Origin of the sequence: Curtobacterium sp. MCLR17_051 (assembly GCF_003234395.1) — a bacterium.
Lineage (GTDB): Bacteria > Actinomycetota > Actinomycetes > Actinomycetales > Microbacteriaceae > Curtobacterium > Curtobacterium flaccumfaciens.
Genome location: NZ_QKTA01000001.1, coordinates 342,705 through 357,359, shown reverse-complemented (window position 1 = coordinate 357,359; position 14,655 = coordinate 342,705). Strand labels below are relative to the sequence as shown.

The following is a 14,655-nucleotide window of genomic DNA, read 5'->3' as shown; positions in this document are numbered from 1 at the left end:
CCGGCCGTCCGCCCGGGTGGGCGGTGTGGCGGAGGCGGGTCGCGCCTCCAGGCCGGGGTGGGCGGTCAGCCCTTGACGGCGCCGCTGGTCATGCCGGCGACGATCTGACGGTTGAAGAAGACGTAGAGGATCAGCGGCGGGATCGTGATGAGCAGCACGTCGGTGAACAGCAGGTTCAGCTGGCTGACCGACTGGCTCTGGAACGCGTAGAGCGTCTGCTGCACCGTCGCGTTCTCGGACCCCGGCAGGAAGTACAGCGGGTTGGTGAAGTCGTTGAACACCGTCACCGACTGCACGAGCACGACGGTGATGATCACCGGCTTGAGCAGCGGCAGCACCACCCCGAAGAACAGGCGGATCGGGCCGGCGCCGTCGAGCACGGCGGCCTCGTCGAGCTCCTTCGGGATCGTCGCGACGAACGCCCGGAACAGCAGGATGCAGAACGACAGGCCGAAGGTCGCCTCGATCAGGATCATCCCGCCCATGGTCTTGAACAGGTTGAGCCCCTGCAGCACCCAGATGGTCGGCACGATCGCCGGCGGCACGATGAGCCCCGCGAGCACGAAGAAGTTGATCAGGGCGTTCCACCGGCTCGGGCGCCGCTGCAGCACGTACCCGACCATCGCCGAGAACACGACCATGACGGTGACGCTGCCGACGGTGAGCAGGGCGCTGTTCCAGAACGCGCGGAGGATCCCGCCGTCACCGCTCTGGAACACCGCCTGCAGGTTCTGCCACAGCTGCCAGTCGGTCGGCAGGCTGAAGCCGAGCTGGTTCGCCTCGGCCGGGTTCTTCGCCGCCTGGAGCAGGACGAACACGAACGGCACCAGGAAGACGACGAAGCTGACGACGATGGCGATCGAGCCGATGATCCACCGGCGGGCACGGCCCGGGTGGCGGGACCGCGTCGGGGTGCTGACGCGGGGGCTGGTGAGCGCGGTCACAGCTCTGCCTCCTTGCGGTTGAGGAGCCACGAGATCGGCACCATGATCGCCGTGACGACGACGAACAGGACCACGTTGCCGGCGGTGGACAGGCCGTAGAACCCGGCCTGGTACTGCTTGTAGATCACGCTCGCGATCACGTCGCTCGTGAACCCCGGCCCGCCGCCGGTCATCGCCCAGATCAGGTCGAACGACCGCAGGCCGCCGATGAGCGACAGGATGATGACGGTGCCCATCGCGGGGCGGGACAGCGGCAACGTGATGTTCCGGAAGATCGACCACGCGCTCGCGCCGTCGACCCGTGCCGCCTCGAAGTACTCCTGCGGGATCGCGACGATGCCGGCGATGAAGATGAGCGTCGCGATGCCGACGCCCTTCCAGACGTCCACCGCGGCGACGCTCCACAGGGCGAGCGCCGGGTCGGTCAGCCACCCGGGGGTGGGCAGGCCGACCGAGCCCAGCACGCCGTTGATGATCCCGTGGAACGGGTCCATCAGCGCCTTGAACGTGATGCCGATGCCGATGGTCGACACGAGCACCGGGAAGAACACGACCGCCCGCAGGTAGCCGCGCCCCAGCACGGGCGACGTGAGGAGCAGGGCGAGGGCGAGTCCGAGGACCACCTTCGCCGCGCTCGTCACGAAGCCGTACTGGAAGGTGTGCACGAACCCGGAGACGAGCTGCGGGTCCTGGAAGAACCGGACGAAGTTGTCGAAGCCGATGAAGGTCTGGTCGAACAGCGTCCAGCGGGTGAGCGAGAAGTAGAACCCGGCGAAGGTCGGGACCGCGAAGAACACGACGTACAGCGCGATCGCGGGGATGAAGAACCACGCGGGGTAGAACGAGCGCATCCGCTTGCGCGCTGGTCCGGGGCGGCCGGCCTTGCGTGTCTGCGGCGGGGCCACCGCCGTCGTGAGGGTCGCGGTCACCCCGATCACCAGCCCTTGATGCCGAGCTGCTGTGCCTGCTGGACGACGTCGTCGTCGTACTGGTCGGCGCCCTTGCTCGCGGTGGTGATGCCCGAGCCGACCTGCACGCAGATCTTCTCGAGGTTCGGGCCCTTGATCGGGGACAGGAACTCGAGCGCGGGGCTCGCCTTGCCGTCGTCCAGGTACTGCTGCAGGTCGTCGATCATCGGGGGCACGTCGTCCGGCAGCGAGCAGGTCGAGATGACGTACGGGCCGGCGGGGGTGCCGGTGTCGTTCTGCACCTGGCAGCCCTCGGTGGAGTTCGCGAAGGCGACGAACTTCTTCGCCGCGGCCAGCTTGCCACCGGTGGTCGTCTTCGGGATGTACAGGCCGTTCGGCTCCCAGATCGTCAGGTTCGTGTCCGCGGCGTCCTCGGCCGGCAGGGCGAACGCGCCGATGTCGTCGACGGCGTCGGGGGAGTCCTGCTGGATCGCCGAGATCGCGTTCGTGAGCATCGGGTACTGCGCGCCGGTGCCGTCGGCCAGCATCTTCAGGCCGTTCGCCTGCGTGGCCGAGGCGTAGTCCTCGTTGTAGAGGTCCTTGTCCTTGCCCTCGGCGAGGTGCTCGAACCCGGCGAGTGCGGGTTCGTCGGCGTAGGACTCCTTGTTGGCGGTGTAGTCGTCCGCCCACTTGTCGTCCTGCGCGGTGATGTTCGCGAAGTCGCCGAGGACGAACAGCTGGCTGGTCCAGGTGTCGCCGTAGGTCTGGATGATCGGGGCGACGTCGCCGGCGTCCTTGATCTTCTCGCTGTTGCTGATGAACTCGTCCCACGTGGTCGGGACCTTGAGGCCGAGGTCGTCGTAGACCTTCGTGTTGTAGAGCACCGCGCCGCCGAAGCTCGTGCCGAACGGGGCGCCGTACATGCCCTTGTCGGTGCTGACGACCTTGGTGAACTGCGGGTCGACGTCGCTCGCCCACTTCTCGTCGGACAGGTCCACCAGGGTGTTGTCCGGGTTGAGGGCCTGCATGAGCGAGCCGGAGTTGTAGTTGAAGACGTCGGCGGCCTCGCCGGTCGACAGACGAGTCTTGATCAGGTTGTCGCCGTCGGTGCCCTGGGGTCGGGTGTCGAACTTGACGGTGATGTCGGGGTTGGCCTTCTCGAAGGCCTCGATGAGCGGCTTCGCGGTGGCCGCGGTGGCCGGGGCGTTGTCGGCCTGGTAGGTGATCTCGACCTTGCCGCCGCCTTCGTCGGCGGAGCCGCCGGACGAGCACGCTGCGAGCCCGCCGATCAGGACCGTCGCGCCGCCGATGGCGATCGCGCGCTTGGTCACGGAACGAACTGACATTCCTTACCTCCTCGTAAGGCCCGGGGCTGGGGTACCCCGGGTGAAACGGACCCGGATCCCGCGCCGTCGCGGGGTCCGGTTACTGCGTTTTAGAACGTTTCAATCAGGATGGAACCACGAGGATTGAAGCGTGTCAATCGCTGTGCCGATTTCGTTACGCGCAGCTCGTTCGCTCGTTTGCTCGTTCGCTCGTTCGCTCGTTCGCTCGTTCGTCGTTCGGTGCGAGGTTCCGCACTCGGTGACGGGCGCGCGGGCTCGCACGGAGTGCGCAACCTCGCACCGAGCCGACGCGCGGTGCTGCACCGTGCGGTGGTCGCGCCGCCCGCCGGCCGGGAGGCCCGTGCCGGCCCCGCCCCGCGCCTCCCGTCCGGTGTCCGGTCGCGTCCGCGGGCCCGCGTCGCCTCGTGCGCGCCGGCCCGGCCCGGCAGCCCGCTGCCCACTGCCCGCAGCCCGCGAAAGCGACAGAGTGCCGCCGAACGTTCGCGCCGATCTGTCGCTCTGGCGGACCGGACGCAGCGACGACCCGCGGATGTGTCGCTTTCGCGGGTTGGTCCGCCGCCGGTCAGGCCTCGGTACGCCTCGGGTCGCTCGGTGTCGTGCCCGCGACGGCTGCGGCGGCGGCTGCTGCGGCCGCGCCCTCCCGACCGAGCGTGCTTTCGCGCGGCACCAGCTCGCTGCTGAGCACGACGGTCCGGTGCACGTGCATCGGGTCGGTGAGTTCCTCGAGCAGCAGTTCCACCGCCGCCGCACCCATCTCCGAGCCGTGCATCGTCACCGAGGTCAGCGGTACCGCACCACCCCACGCCACGGAGTTGTGGTCGCAGCCCGACACGGTGATGTCCTCGGGGACGCGGATCCCGGCGGCTCGGAGCTCGGAGACGACCGCCATCGCGAGCAGGTCGGTCACGCCCAGTACCCCGTCGGGGCGTTCGTCCGCGGGCATCCGCGCGATGCGGAGCCCGGCGTCGGTGCCTCCGGGCGGGTCGATGTCCCCGGCGTCGACGTCGACGAGTACGACCCCGGGGTGCGCCGCAACGGCCCGCAGCACGCCGGCCCGTCGCCGGTCGACGGGCTGCAGGTCCGGACGGGCGCTCACGAACCCGATGCGTCGGCAGCCGCGGTCGATCAGGTGCTCGGTCGCCAGGAACCCGGCCTGCTCGTTGTCCACGACCACAGCACACGCGTCGAGTTCGGTCGGTTCGTAGTTGACGTACACGACCGGTCGGCCGTGGCGCCGCGCGACCTCGACCTGGTCACGCGACTCCGTCATCGAGGCGAGCAGGATCCCCGACACCCGGGCGCTCTCGAGGTAGGCGAGGTGTTCGCCCTGCGCCTGCAGGTCGTCCTCGCTGCTGGCGATCAGCAGGGTGAAGCCGCGTTCCCGCGCGGCCAGCTGCGCTCCGTTGACCATGTCGCTGAACAGGGAGTTCCGCAGCGACATCACGACCAGGCCGATCGCGCGCGTGCTGCCGGACACCAGGGCCCGGGCGTTGCGGTTCGGCGTGTACCCGAGCGCGTCGATCGCGTCCCGCACCCGTGCGGCGGTCGCGTCGGCGACCCGCTCGGGGTGGTTCAGGACGTTCGAGACCGTGGCCAGCGAGACGCCGGCCCGGGCTGCGACGTGGTGCACGCTCGGCGGACCGTCGCGCCGGGGGACATGCACCATGCTCCGATCGTAGGCGGCGGGGGAGCCGTGTCCGGACCGGGCCCTAGGCGTCGGCGACGGAGGACTGCCGCACCACGAGCTCCGGTGTGAACTCCACGTGCTCGAGGTCGATGTCCTGCCCCTGCTCGACCTGCTTCGTCAGGAGTTCGATCGCGCGGCGACCGAGGTCCTGCGCCGGCTGCCGCACGGACGTCAGCGGGACCACCGCGGACTCGGCGAACGCGATGTCGTCGTAGCCGACGATGGCGATCTGCTCGGGCACCGCGATGGTGCCGCGCATGATGAAGGCCTGTTCGAGCCCGACGGCGAGCAGGTCGTTGGCGGCGAAGACGGCGTCCGGGCGATCGGCGGCCGGGCGGGCCTGGATCTCCTCGCCGATGCGGCGCCCTTCGAGCACGGACAGCGAGGTGGTCGGCAGGGCTTCGAGCCGGATCCCCGCGGCCTGTGCGGCGGCGAGTGCACCGGCGTGCCGGTCGGCGACCTGGCGGATGCCGAACGGCCCGCCGACGAAGGCGATGTGGGTGCGGCCGATCGCCGCGAGGTGCTCGACCGCGATGCGACCACCGGCGATGTCGTCGACCGAGACCGAGGCGAAGTGCTCGTCGTCGGCGCGGCGGTCCACCAGCACCACGGCGGTGCCCTGGTCGCGCAGCCGCGCGAGGCGGGACAGGTCATCGCCGGCGGGGGAGATCAGGAGCCCGGCGACACGGCGTTCCTCGAACAGGTCGACGTAGGTGCGTTCGCGGTCGGTGGACTCGTCGGAGTTGCCGATCAGCACCGCGAGGCCGTTGTCCATCGCGGCGTCCTCGGCACCCCGGGCGACGTCGGTGAAGAACGGGTTGCCGCCGTCGAGCACGATGAGGCCGACGGTGGAGCTGCGTCCGGCCCGGAGCTGCCGTGCGGAGTCGTTGCGGACGAACCCGAGCGTCGCGATCGCCGACTGCACGCGTTCCACCGTGCCGGGAGCGACCTTGTCGGGGCGGTTCAGCACGTTCGACACCGTGCCGAGGGACACGCCCGCGAGCGCTGCCACCTCTCGCACACTGACCGCCATGTGGCCATCCTGGCATCGGCGCGGCCCGTGCGGTCGGCCCGCGCCGTGATCTGTGGAAAACGCGGACGGGAGGCGCGGGGCGGGCCGGTGCCGGGCCTCCCGTCCGTGGGGTGGTCGCGTCGACTGCCCGCGCACGGTGCGAGGCGCAGCCAGACGAACCCGCTCTTGCCAGCGCGCACACCGGAGCGCTATCGTCCTCGTCGTCCCGTTGAAACGATTCACCGACGAACACGCGAACGGAGGACCAATGGCGGTCCGCATCGGAGCCCGGAACACCACGGGCTGGAAGGCCACCGTCTCGGTGGCCATGTCGAACTACATCGAGTCGGGGTCGATCATCGCGATCGCCACGAGCCTCAGCCTCTGGCAGGCCGAGTTCCGGATCGGCGACCTCGAGGTCGGCCTGCTCGCGAGCCTGTCCGCGAACGCCTTCGGTGCCGCCCTCGGCGCGATCGTCGGCGGACCGCTGTGCGACCGGTACGGCCGCAAGTTCATCTACACGTACGACCTGCTCCTCTACATGCTCGGCATCCTGCTCGCGGTGTTCGCCGGCAGCTACGGCATGCTCCTGGTCGGCTTCATCCTGACCGGCATCGCCGTCGGTGCGGGTGTGCCGGCGAGCTGGACCTACATCGCCGAGCAGGCCCCTGCGGACAAGCGCGCGGCCCACGTCGGCACGGCACAGCTCGCGTGGTCGATCGGGCCGATGGTCGGGTTCGCCCTGGCGATCGCCGCGGCCCCGCTCGGCCTGCTCGGGAGCCGCCTCATCTTCGCCCACCTGTTCGTCGTCGCCGCCATCGTGTGGTGGCTCCGCCGCGGGCTGCCCGAGTCGGCGATCTGGAAGGACGAGCGCGCGGCCACCGGCACGGCGAACTTCTTCCACGGGATCACGCAGCTGTTCAGCCGTCGGAAGAACCTGACCGCGATGCTGTTCCTGTTCGGTGTCTACGCGCTCTGGAACACCGTCGCCGGGCAGGCCGGCATCTTCCAGCCCCGGGTGTACGCGGCGACCGGGGTCACGAGCGTCACCGAGCAGTACGGACTGCAGATCCTGGTCTGGGGCTGCACCGTCGCCGCGACGTACTTCGGCTTCATGCGGTACGCCGACCGGGTCAGCCGCCGCGCGCTCTACGCCGCCGGGGCCGTGCTGGCGATCATCGCGTGGGCCGTCCTCATCTACGCGCCCGCCAACCTCGGCACCCTGCTGTTCTTCGCGGTGGCGTGGGGCATCTCGTCGGGCATCGGCGCGCAGGCGTTCTACGGCCTGTGGACGAGCGAGCTCTTCGCCACCCGGTACCGCGCCAGCGCCCAGGGCGTGCTGTTCCTGGCTGCCCGCGTCATGGTCGGACTGTTGAGCATCTGGTTCCCGCTGCTGCTGTCGGACATCGGGCTGCGGGCCCTCGGCGGCCTGATCCTCGGGCTCCTCGCGTTGCCGTTCCTCGTCGGCACGATCTGGGCGCCGCGCACCCAGGGCAAGACCCTCGAGGCGATCGAAGCCGAGCGCTACGGCACCGTCACCACCGTCACCGGGACGGTCCGCACCGCCGACGAGCGCACCGTCCACGACGCCGAGCAGCGTCGCCGCGAACAGGCCGGACGGTGACCCGCGTCTGCTTCCGGCTGCAGGTGCAGGTCGAGCTGCTCGACGCCTACCGCGAGCGGCACGCCGCCGTGTGGCCGGCGATGCTCCGGACGATCGCGGCGGCGGGGCGGCGGAACTACTCGCTGTTCCTCGACGACGACGGACTGCTCATCGGGTACTACGAGACGGACTCGGTGGCCGATGCGGACGCCGCGCTCGCCGCGTCCGAGGTGGCCACGGCGTGGGAGGCGCACATGCAGGACCTCTTCGCCGGGGCCACCGGGCGCGCCGACCAGACGGCGCGGGTGCTGCCCGAGGTGTTCAACCTCGAGGACCAGCTCGCGGCCGCGCCGGACTGACGGGGGCCGTGGCTACCGTGGACCCATGCAGCCGCCAGCATCCGGGACCCTCCGCATCCTCCACCTCTCCGACACCCACCTGACCGGCGACGGCGCCCTGCACCAGGGCGCGGTCGACACCACGGCCGCGCTCGAACGGCTGCTCGCCCACGTCGACGAGGTGCCCGGCATCGGGCTGGTGGTCGTGTCCGGCGACGTCTCCGAGGACGGCACCCCCGAGTCCTACGCGACCGTGCGGGACCGGGTCGGCGGCTGGGCGGAGCGGCACGGTGCAGCCTTCGTCGCGGTCCCCGGCAACCACGACCTGCGCGAGGGGTTCCGGCAGGTCCTGGCGAACGGGCACGTCCTGGGCCAGGGCGGCACGGCGCTGATGCACACGATGGAGTACCTGCCGCCGACGGTCCCGGTCTCCGGGCAGTCGGTCGTCGCCGGGCGCCGGATCGTGACCGTCGACACGAGCGTCCCGGGTGCCGGGTACGGCGAGCTCAGCGACACGGCGCTCGAGCACCTGCGCACAGTCCTGGCCGAAGACGCCCACAGCGGCCCGGACGACGCCCCGCACGGCACCGTCGTCGTCCTGCACCACCCGCCGCTGCCCGCCCCGACCGAGCTGCACGAGGCCCTCCGCCTGCAGAACCCCGAGGCGCTCGCCGACGTCATCCGCGGTTCCGACGTGCGGGTCGTCCTCGCCGGCCACTACCACCACCACTTCGCCGGGTCGCTCGCCGGCGTCCCGGTCCTCGTCGCCCCCGGTGTCGCGAACGACACCGACGTGGTCGGCCCGTACGACGAGGAATCCGCCGTCGTCGACAGCGGCGCACTCGTCGTCGACGTCGCCGCGGACGGCTCCGTCTGCTCGACACCGGTCCGCGTGCCACGGGGCGACGCCGACCCGCGGGCGTTCCGCCTCGACCCCGAGACGGTCCGCGCCGTCATCGCGGCCGCCGGCAAGCACTGAGCCCGGTCCCCACGCGCGGTGGACGCGCGTGACGGCGGCCTGGAGGCCCGTGGCGGCGCCGCCACGGGCCTCCAGTCCGTCGTCTGGTCACGTCCACAGCCGCGGTACCCCACGTCTTCGGGTTGCGTGCGGGAACACCGAGTAGCACGGACGCACACCTGGAGCGAAGGAGCACCCATGCGAGTCGGCAGTGCAGTGCAGTACGACCGGTACGGCGACTTCGACGTCGTCGAGCTCGTCCCCCAGCAGAAGCCCGAGGCCGGACCGGGCGAGATCGTCGTCGAGATCGTGGCCGCGGGCCTGAACCACATCGAGCGGTTCCTGCGCGAGGGGAAGCTCCGCGACCACGTCGACCTCGAGTTCCCCGCCCACCAGGGCGTCGACTTCGCCGGCATCGTGCGCGCGCGGGGCGACGGCGTGAAGGACCTCCGCATCGGCGACGAGGTGATGGGGCACGCGCCGACCGGCGGCGCCCACGCCACGTGGATCGCGGTGCCGCGCGGCGCCGTCATCAAGAAGCCGGAGCACGTCGGGTGGGAGGTCGCCGGCGGCCTGTACCTGGCGGGCTGCACCGCGGTGTCGGTCGTCCGGTCGCTCCGGCTCGGACCGCAGGACACCGTCGTCATCTCGGCCGCAGCCGGTGGCGTCGGACACATCGAGTGCCAGCTGGCGCACGACGCCGGCGCGACCGTGATCGCCCTCGGCAGCCCCCGCAACCACGACTACCTGCGACAGATCGGCACGCTGCCCGTCGCCTACGGTGAGGGCGAGGAAGACCGCATCCGCGACATCGCCGACGGCCGGCCGATCACCGCGTTCATCGACAACCACGGCGAGAGCAACGCCGAGCTGCTGGCCGAACGTCTCGGCGTCGGCCAGGAGCGCTTCGTGTCGTCCGAGGAGCGCCGGGACATCGAGGTCCGGTTCCTCCGCGCACCCGCCGAGGACGAGGAGACGCGCGAGCTGCTGACCCTGCTGGCGAAGGCCGTGCAGGACCGTCGCGTGCAGGTCCTGATCTCGGGCTTCTACCCGTTCGAGTACATCGTCGAGGCGTACGAGGACCTGGCCGAGATGAAGTCCCGCGGCAAGGTCGTGATCGGGATGCAGACGGTGGAGACCGGGGCGCGGCTCGACTGGTACCGCTCCGAGAAGGCCCGTGACCTGCGCGACCGGTACGCCGATGCGCGGGGGAGCGACACGGAGACGATGGCCGGCGGATCGGCCTCGCCGGCGAGCTGAGCGAGCGGAACGCGCTGAGCGTTGCAGGGGCCCGACACCTTCGTGCCGGGCCCCTGCCGCGTCAGCTCAGGATGTCCTTCGAGGCGAACCGGCTGTACGCCAGCGCCCCGAACACCACGACGTACCCGAGCTGCAGCACCGCGTTCGACCCGAACGAGTCGAACGAGATCGGGTCGCGCAGCAGGTCGCCGAACCCGAGCCACTGGTGCGAGAACAGGAACGGGTGCAGCCAGTCGAGCTGGGGGAGCTGGTCGAGCACCTGCGACGCCCCGGCGAGCACGACCGTCGCGGCCATCGCCCCGACCGGCACGTTCGTCAGCGTCGACGTGAACATGCCGATCGCCACGAGCCCGAGCATCGACATCGCGACGTACAGCGCGAGCAGCAGGGCACGGCCGGCGTACGACCAGCCGCCCACCTGGGTGCCGGACAGCAGCGTGACGGGGCCGATCGGGAACAGCACGGCGCCGATCGCCGCACCGACCAGCACCACCAGCAGCGTGGCGGCCAGGCAGAACGCGACGGCACCGGCGAACTTCACCAGGATGAACCGCACGCGGCCCGTCGGTGCGACGAGCAGGTAGCGGATCGTGCCGTGGCTGGCCTCGCCCGCGACGGTGTCCCCGGCGACCACGCCGACGGTCAGCGGCAGGAACAGCGGGATCGACACGGTCAGTGCGGTGAACGCCACGAACAGGCCGTTGTTGGTGATGTCGCCGAGGAACGCCGGCCCGCCGTCGTCGCCGTCGGTGGTGAGCTTCACGGCGACCGCGATCAGGATCGGCACGAGCGCGAGTGCCCCGAGCATCGCCCAGGTGCGGCGACGCCGGAACACCAGCGCGAGTTCGGAACCGAGCAGTGCGAACGGGCGCTGCCGGCGGCGGACGGGCAGGTCGCGCACGGCCGCGTCAGGCTGCGACATCGAATCCCTCTCCGGTGAGTGCGACGAACAGGTCCTCGAGGGTGCCGCCGCCCACCGTCAGACCGCGCACCCGGACGTCGGCGCGCACGAGCTCCGCGGTGATCGTCTCGGGCAGCAGCGCGTTCGGCAGGTCGGCCACCAGCACGTCGGCCCCGCCGTCGTGCCGCGGGGTGAGCCCGAGTCGGGTGAGGACGGCACCGGCCTGCCCGACGTCGGGCGTCCGCACGGTCACGGTGCGGGCCCCGGCTGCGCGCAGCTCGTCGAGGGGGCCCTGCGCGACGATCTTGCCCGTCCGCATGACGGCTGCGTGCGTGCAGACCTGCTCGATCTCGGCCAGCAGGTGGCTCGACACGAACACCGTGGTGCCGTCGTCGGCCAGGGAGCGGATGAGGTTGCGGACCTCGCGCGTGCCCTGCGGGTCGAGGCCGTTGGTCGGCTCGTCGAGCACCAGCAGGTCGCGCGGGGACAGCAGGGCGTTCGCGAGACCGAGTCGCTGCTTCATGCCGAGGGAGTACGCGTGCGCCTTCTTGTCGGCCGCGTGGGTCAGCCCGACGCGGTCGAGGGCACCGGCCACGCGGGCCTTGCGGGTACGCGGGTCCGACGTGGGGTCGGCGGCGTCGAAGCGCTGCAGGTTCGCCCGGCCGGACAGGTACGGGTAGAAGGCCGGCCCCTCGACGAGTGCACCGACGCGGGGCAGGACGTCGTGCAGCGCCTTCGGCATCGGTTCGCCGAGCAGCTCGATGGTGCCGCCGCTTGCGCTCGAGAGCCCGAGCAGCATCCGGATCGTGGTGGTCTTGCCGGAACCGTTCGGCCCGAGGAACCCGAACACCGCGCCGCGCGGCACCGCCAGGTCGATCCCGTCGACCGCGCGCTGCTTGCGGAACACCTTCTGGAGGCCCGTGGTGCGGATCGCCAGGTCGGGTGCCGGCCCGGCCGTGCTCACCTGGTGATCGTCCGCGCTCACTTCGCGGCGTCGACCAGGGAGGCGACCGGCACGGCACCCGCGAGCACGCGGCCGTCGTCGGTCAGGTAGACCGAGACGAGCGACGTCTGCACGGCACGGCCGCCGTCGACGGGCTTCGTCAGCTGGTCGAGCAGGCCGGAGGCGTCGCCCTCGAGCCCGGACCGGTCGACCGTGCCGGCGGGGAGCTCGGCGATGGTGCTCCACCCCGTGCCGGTGAAGGTCGGCTCGTCACCGCTCGGGGTGCCACGGTGGTTGCCGTTCTCGCCCTTCGCGTGGGATCCGGCCTCGGACAGGTCCTTCTCGGTCACCTTCGCGTTCGACGGCGGGGTGAAGTCGAAGAGCCGGGCAGCGGGGGCGCCGTAGTCGAGGCTCGTGAACCCGACCTGCACCGCGGGGTCGTCCGCGCCTGCGGCCTGGACGCTCGCGCGGAGCGGGAGTCCGGTCTGCTGGTCGACGGCCAGCCGGACGGCTCCGACGAGGGTGTCGGACGACTTCGGCGTCAGGGTGATCTGCCAGGCGTCGTGTCCGGCGACGCTGACCTCGGTCGGCTTCGACACGGTGGTGGTCGGGGTGATCGCGTCGATGGCCTGCTCCGCGATGTCGGCCGGGGTCGTCGTGCCGCCCCGCGGGTCCTTCGCGGTGTCGCTCGGCAGGGTCACGTGCGTGGCCGTGCGCTCCTTCGAGTCCCAGGTCCAGACGTCCGAGCCGTTGCGGACGACGTCCTGCTCGGCGAGCTGCTGCGTCAGCTGGACGCGCTGCTTGTCGGGGCCGTCGACGTAGACACGGGCGGTGTGCGACGCGGTGAGCAGCCCGAGCACGTCGGAGGCGTCGCCCTCGAGCGAGGAGCCGCCGGAACCCGTGGGCAGTTCGGGGAGCCCGAGTGCGCTCGTCTGCGAGAGCTTGCCCGAGTACTGGGCGTCCGACGACTTCGCGATGCTGGCGATGACGTCCGACGCGCTGGGGTTCGTCCCCGCGATCGGGTCGTTCGCGGCGTTCGCGATCATCGGGGCGGCAACGGCGCCGGCGACGACGACCGGTGCGATGACGGCTGGCAGCCAGGCTGACTTCTTCATCGGGTTCCCCTCGTGGAGCATTGGAGTCGTCGGTACCGTACGTCCGGCCCCCGACAGACAGCTGGGCGTCGCTCGTAGACTCGTGGCGCGACCGGCGGCGGTCGCGTGGCGGCGAAGGAGGCGGCATGCGAGCGGTGCTCGGTCTGGACATCGGGACGTCGAGCACGAAGGCGTTGCTGGCCCGGTTCGACGGCACCGTGCTCGCCGAGGTGAGCCGTCGCCACGAGGTCGACCGCCCCGAGCAGGGTCTGGTCGAGATGGACTCCGACGTCTGGTGGGAGGAGTTCACCGCCCTCACCCGCTCCCTGCTCGACCGCGTGCCCGACGTCGAGGTGCAGGCGGTCGGCGTGAGTGGCATCGGACCGTGTGCGCTGCTGACCGACGTCGACGGTGCGCCGCTCGGTCCGGCGATCCTGTACGGCATCGACACCCGCACGGCGGAGCTGCTCGACGACGTCGCGGCCGAGCTCGGCGGCGAGGACGCGATCCGGGCCCGCTGCGGGTCCGCCCTGAGCACCCAGGCCGCCGGCGTGAAGCTCGCCTGGCTCGCCCGGCACGAACCCGACGTCTGGGCGCGGGCCGCCCGGTTCACGATGCCGTCGTCCCGCGTGGTCGAGCGGCTGACGGGCGAGTACGTCCTCGACCACCACTCGGCCAGTCAGACGACACCCCTCTACGACGTGCACGCGAACCGGTGGATCCCGGAGTGGTGCGACCGGCTGGCGCCCGGTCTCGCCATGCCGCGCCTGCTGTGGTCGGGCGACCAGGCGGGCGTCGTGACACCCGAGGCGGCCGCGGCCACGGGCCTCCCGGCCGGCATCCCCGTGACGGCCGGGACCATCGACGCCTGGGCCGAGGGCGTGAGCGTCGGTGAGTCCGTGCCGGGCCGGATGTTCCTGCAGTACGGCACCACGATGTTCATGATCGTGCCGACGGCCGAACCCACGGCGGTGCCGGGGATGTGGACGACCGTCGGCACGCACCCGGGCCAGCCGAGCGTGTCCGGGGGGATGGCGACCTCCGGGGCGATCACGGACTGGCTGCGACGGCTGGTCGACGGCGAGTGGTCGACCATGCTCGAGGAAGCGCGGTGCTCCGGCATCGGGGCGAACGGGCTGCTGATGCTGCCGTACTTCGCGGGGGAGCGGACGCCGATCGCCGACCCCGACGCCCGCGGAGTGCTCGCGGGACTGACGGTCCGGCACACGCGCGGGGACATCTACCGGGCGACGCTCGAGGCGACGGCGTACGCGGTACGGCACCACCTCGAGGCGCTGCGCGACGCCGGGGTCGAGGTCCGCGAACTCGTCGGGGCCGGCGGCGGGCTGCTCGGACGGCTGTGGCCCACGATCGTGTCGGACGTCACCGGGCTGCGGCAGACGGTGCCGAGCGTGACGATCGGTGCGTGCTTCGGCTCGGCGTACCTGGCTGCCGAGCTCGTCGCGGGGCCGGGCGACACCGTGGACATCGGTGCGTGGAACCCGCCGGCGACGGTGATCGAACCGGACCCTGCGGCGACCGCGGCGTACGAGGCCGGCTACCGGGACTACCGCGAGCTGTACGAGGCGACGAAGGCCGTCGTGCACCGCCTGGCCGCGCGCGGCTGAGCGGCGGCGGCGCCCGGCGGAACACCGGTGTTC

The 14,655-nt window shown here is 71.5% G+C and carries 13 protein-coding genes; 5 read left to right on the top strand and 8 right to left on the bottom strand.

The genetic code is table 11. The features are described from left to right. Window positions 1-65: 65 nt before the first annotated feature. The 5 genes from DEJ06_RS01770 to DEJ06_RS01750 form a co-directional block, all read right to left on the bottom strand. The gene (locus tag DEJ06_RS01770; RefSeq protein WP_111038202.1) at window positions 66-944 is read right to left on the bottom strand and encodes a carbohydrate ABC transporter permease; all 879 of its coding nucleotides are present in this window, start codon (window positions 942-944) and stop codon (window positions 66-68) included. Further along, the gene (locus DEJ06_RS01765; protein WP_241660435.1) at window positions 941-1,873 is read right to left on the bottom strand and encodes a carbohydrate ABC transporter permease; all 933 of its coding nucleotides are present in this window, start codon (window positions 1,871-1,873) and stop codon (window positions 941-943) included. The genes DEJ06_RS01770 and DEJ06_RS01765 overlap by 4 nt, the downstream gene beginning before the upstream one ends. A gap of 5 nt (window positions 1,874-1,878) precedes the next feature. Next, window positions 1,879-3,198 carry an ABC transporter substrate-binding protein gene (locus DEJ06_RS01760; RefSeq protein WP_111038201.1) on the bottom strand — a complete coding sequence of 440 codons (1,320 nt, stop codon included), beginning with the start codon at window positions 3,196-3,198 and terminating at the stop codon, window positions 1,879-1,881. A gap of 562 nt (window positions 3,199-3,760) precedes the next feature. Beyond that, a complete protein-coding gene (locus tag DEJ06_RS01755) occupies window positions 3,761-4,864 on the bottom strand; it encodes a LacI family DNA-binding transcriptional regulator (RefSeq protein ID WP_111038200.1) in 1,104 nt (367 codons plus the stop codon). A gap of 43 nt (window positions 4,865-4,907) precedes the next feature. Beyond that, window positions 4,908-5,918: a LacI family DNA-binding transcriptional regulator gene (locus tag DEJ06_RS01750; RefSeq protein WP_111038199.1), complete on the bottom strand. Its 1,011-nt coding sequence runs from the start codon at window positions 5,916-5,918 to the stop codon at window positions 4,908-4,910. A 247-nt stretch (window positions 5,919-6,165) separates the two neighbouring features. On the opposite strand from DEJ06_RS01750, the gene DEJ06_RS01745 reads away from it, so the two are divergent. The 4 genes from DEJ06_RS01745 (at window position 6,166) to DEJ06_RS01730 (ending at window position 10,056) form a co-directional block, all read left to right on the top strand. Further along, the gene (locus DEJ06_RS01745; RefSeq protein WP_220036490.1) at window positions 6,166-7,521 is read left to right on the top strand and encodes an MFS transporter; all 1,356 of its coding nucleotides are present in this window, start codon (window positions 6,166-6,168) and stop codon (window positions 7,519-7,521) included. Then, complete coding sequence (locus tag DEJ06_RS01740; protein WP_111038198.1) at window positions 7,518-7,859, top strand: L-rhamnose mutarotase; 342 nt, start codon at window positions 7,518-7,520, stop codon at window positions 7,857-7,859. The genes DEJ06_RS01745 and DEJ06_RS01740 overlap by 4 nt, the downstream gene beginning before the upstream one ends. Before the next feature lie 25 nt (window positions 7,860-7,884). Further along, complete coding sequence (locus DEJ06_RS01735; RefSeq protein WP_111038197.1) at window positions 7,885-8,817, top strand: metallophosphoesterase; 933 nt, start codon at window positions 7,885-7,887, stop codon at window positions 8,815-8,817. A gap of 177 nt (window positions 8,818-8,994) precedes the next feature. After that, entirely contained in the window at window positions 8,995-10,056 is a 1,062-nt protein-coding gene (locus tag DEJ06_RS01730) for an NADP-dependent oxidoreductase (protein ID WP_111038196.1), read from the top strand. A 61-nt stretch (window positions 10,057-10,117) separates the two neighbouring features. Here the strand turns inward: DEJ06_RS01730 and DEJ06_RS01725 are convergent, their stop codons facing one another. From DEJ06_RS01725 to DEJ06_RS01715, 3 genes are read right to left on the bottom strand one after another with little or no spacing between them, the layout of a single operon-like run. Further along, window positions 10,118-10,978, bottom strand: a complete 861-nt coding sequence (locus tag DEJ06_RS01725; protein WP_027466217.1) for an ABC transporter permease — start codon at window positions 10,976-10,978, stop codon at window positions 10,118-10,120. Next, window positions 10,965-11,921 (bottom strand): ABC transporter ATP-binding protein, encoded by a 957-nt coding sequence (locus DEJ06_RS01720; RefSeq protein ID WP_258372408.1) that lies wholly within the window; start codon window positions 11,919-11,921, stop codon window positions 10,965-10,967. Before DEJ06_RS01720 ends, DEJ06_RS01725 begins: the two co-directional genes overlap by 14 nt. 17 nt (window positions 11,922-11,938) lie before the next feature. Then, window positions 11,939-13,015 (bottom strand): outer membrane lipoprotein carrier protein LolA, encoded by a 1,077-nt coding sequence (locus DEJ06_RS01715; RefSeq protein WP_146245775.1) that lies wholly within the window; start codon window positions 13,013-13,015, stop codon window positions 11,939-11,941. Window positions 13,016-13,140: 125 nt separating this feature from the next. Between DEJ06_RS01715 and DEJ06_RS01710 the strand changes: the two genes are divergently transcribed. Then, window positions 13,141-14,622: an FGGY-family carbohydrate kinase gene (locus DEJ06_RS01710; RefSeq protein ID WP_111038193.1), complete on the top strand. Its 1,482-nt coding sequence runs from the start codon at window positions 13,141-13,143 to the stop codon at window positions 14,620-14,622. Window positions 14,623-14,655: the final 33 nt, after the last annotated feature.

What these genes read in the sequence shown, in the direction of transcription:
- DEJ06_RS01710 (WP_111038193.1), top strand. Translation starts at nt 13,141, where the DNA reads ATGCGAGCGGTGCTCGGTCTGGACATCGGGACGTCGAGCACGAAGGCG.
- DEJ06_RS01725 (WP_027466217.1), bottom strand. Translation starts at nt 10,978, where the DNA reads ATGTCGCAGCCTGACGCGGCCGTGCGCGACCTGCCCGTCCGCCGCCGG.
- DEJ06_RS01730 (WP_111038196.1), top strand. Translation starts at nt 8,995, where the DNA reads ATGCGAGTCGGCAGTGCAGTGCAGTACGACCGGTACGGCGACTTCGAC.
- DEJ06_RS01760 (WP_111038201.1), bottom strand. Translation starts at nt 3,198, where the DNA reads ATGTCAGTTCGTTCCGTGACCAAGCGCGCGATCGCCATCGGCGGCGCG.
- DEJ06_RS01755 (WP_111038200.1), bottom strand. Translation starts at nt 4,864, where the DNA reads ATGGTGCATGTCCCCCGGCGCGACGGTCCGCCGAGCGTGCACCACGTC.
- DEJ06_RS01750 (WP_111038199.1), bottom strand. Translation starts at nt 5,918, where the DNA reads ATGGCGGTCAGTGTGCGAGAGGTGGCAGCGCTCGCGGGCGTGTCCCTC.
- DEJ06_RS01745 (WP_220036490.1), top strand. Translation starts at nt 6,166, where the DNA reads ATGGCGGTCCGCATCGGAGCCCGGAACACCACGGGCTGGAAGGCCACC.
- DEJ06_RS01715 (WP_146245775.1), bottom strand. Translation starts at nt 13,015, where the DNA reads ATGAAGAAGTCAGCCTGGCTGCCAGCCGTCATCGCACCGGTCGTCGTC.
- DEJ06_RS01735 (WP_111038197.1), top strand. Translation starts at nt 7,885, where the DNA reads ATGCAGCCGCCAGCATCCGGGACCCTCCGCATCCTCCACCTCTCCGAC.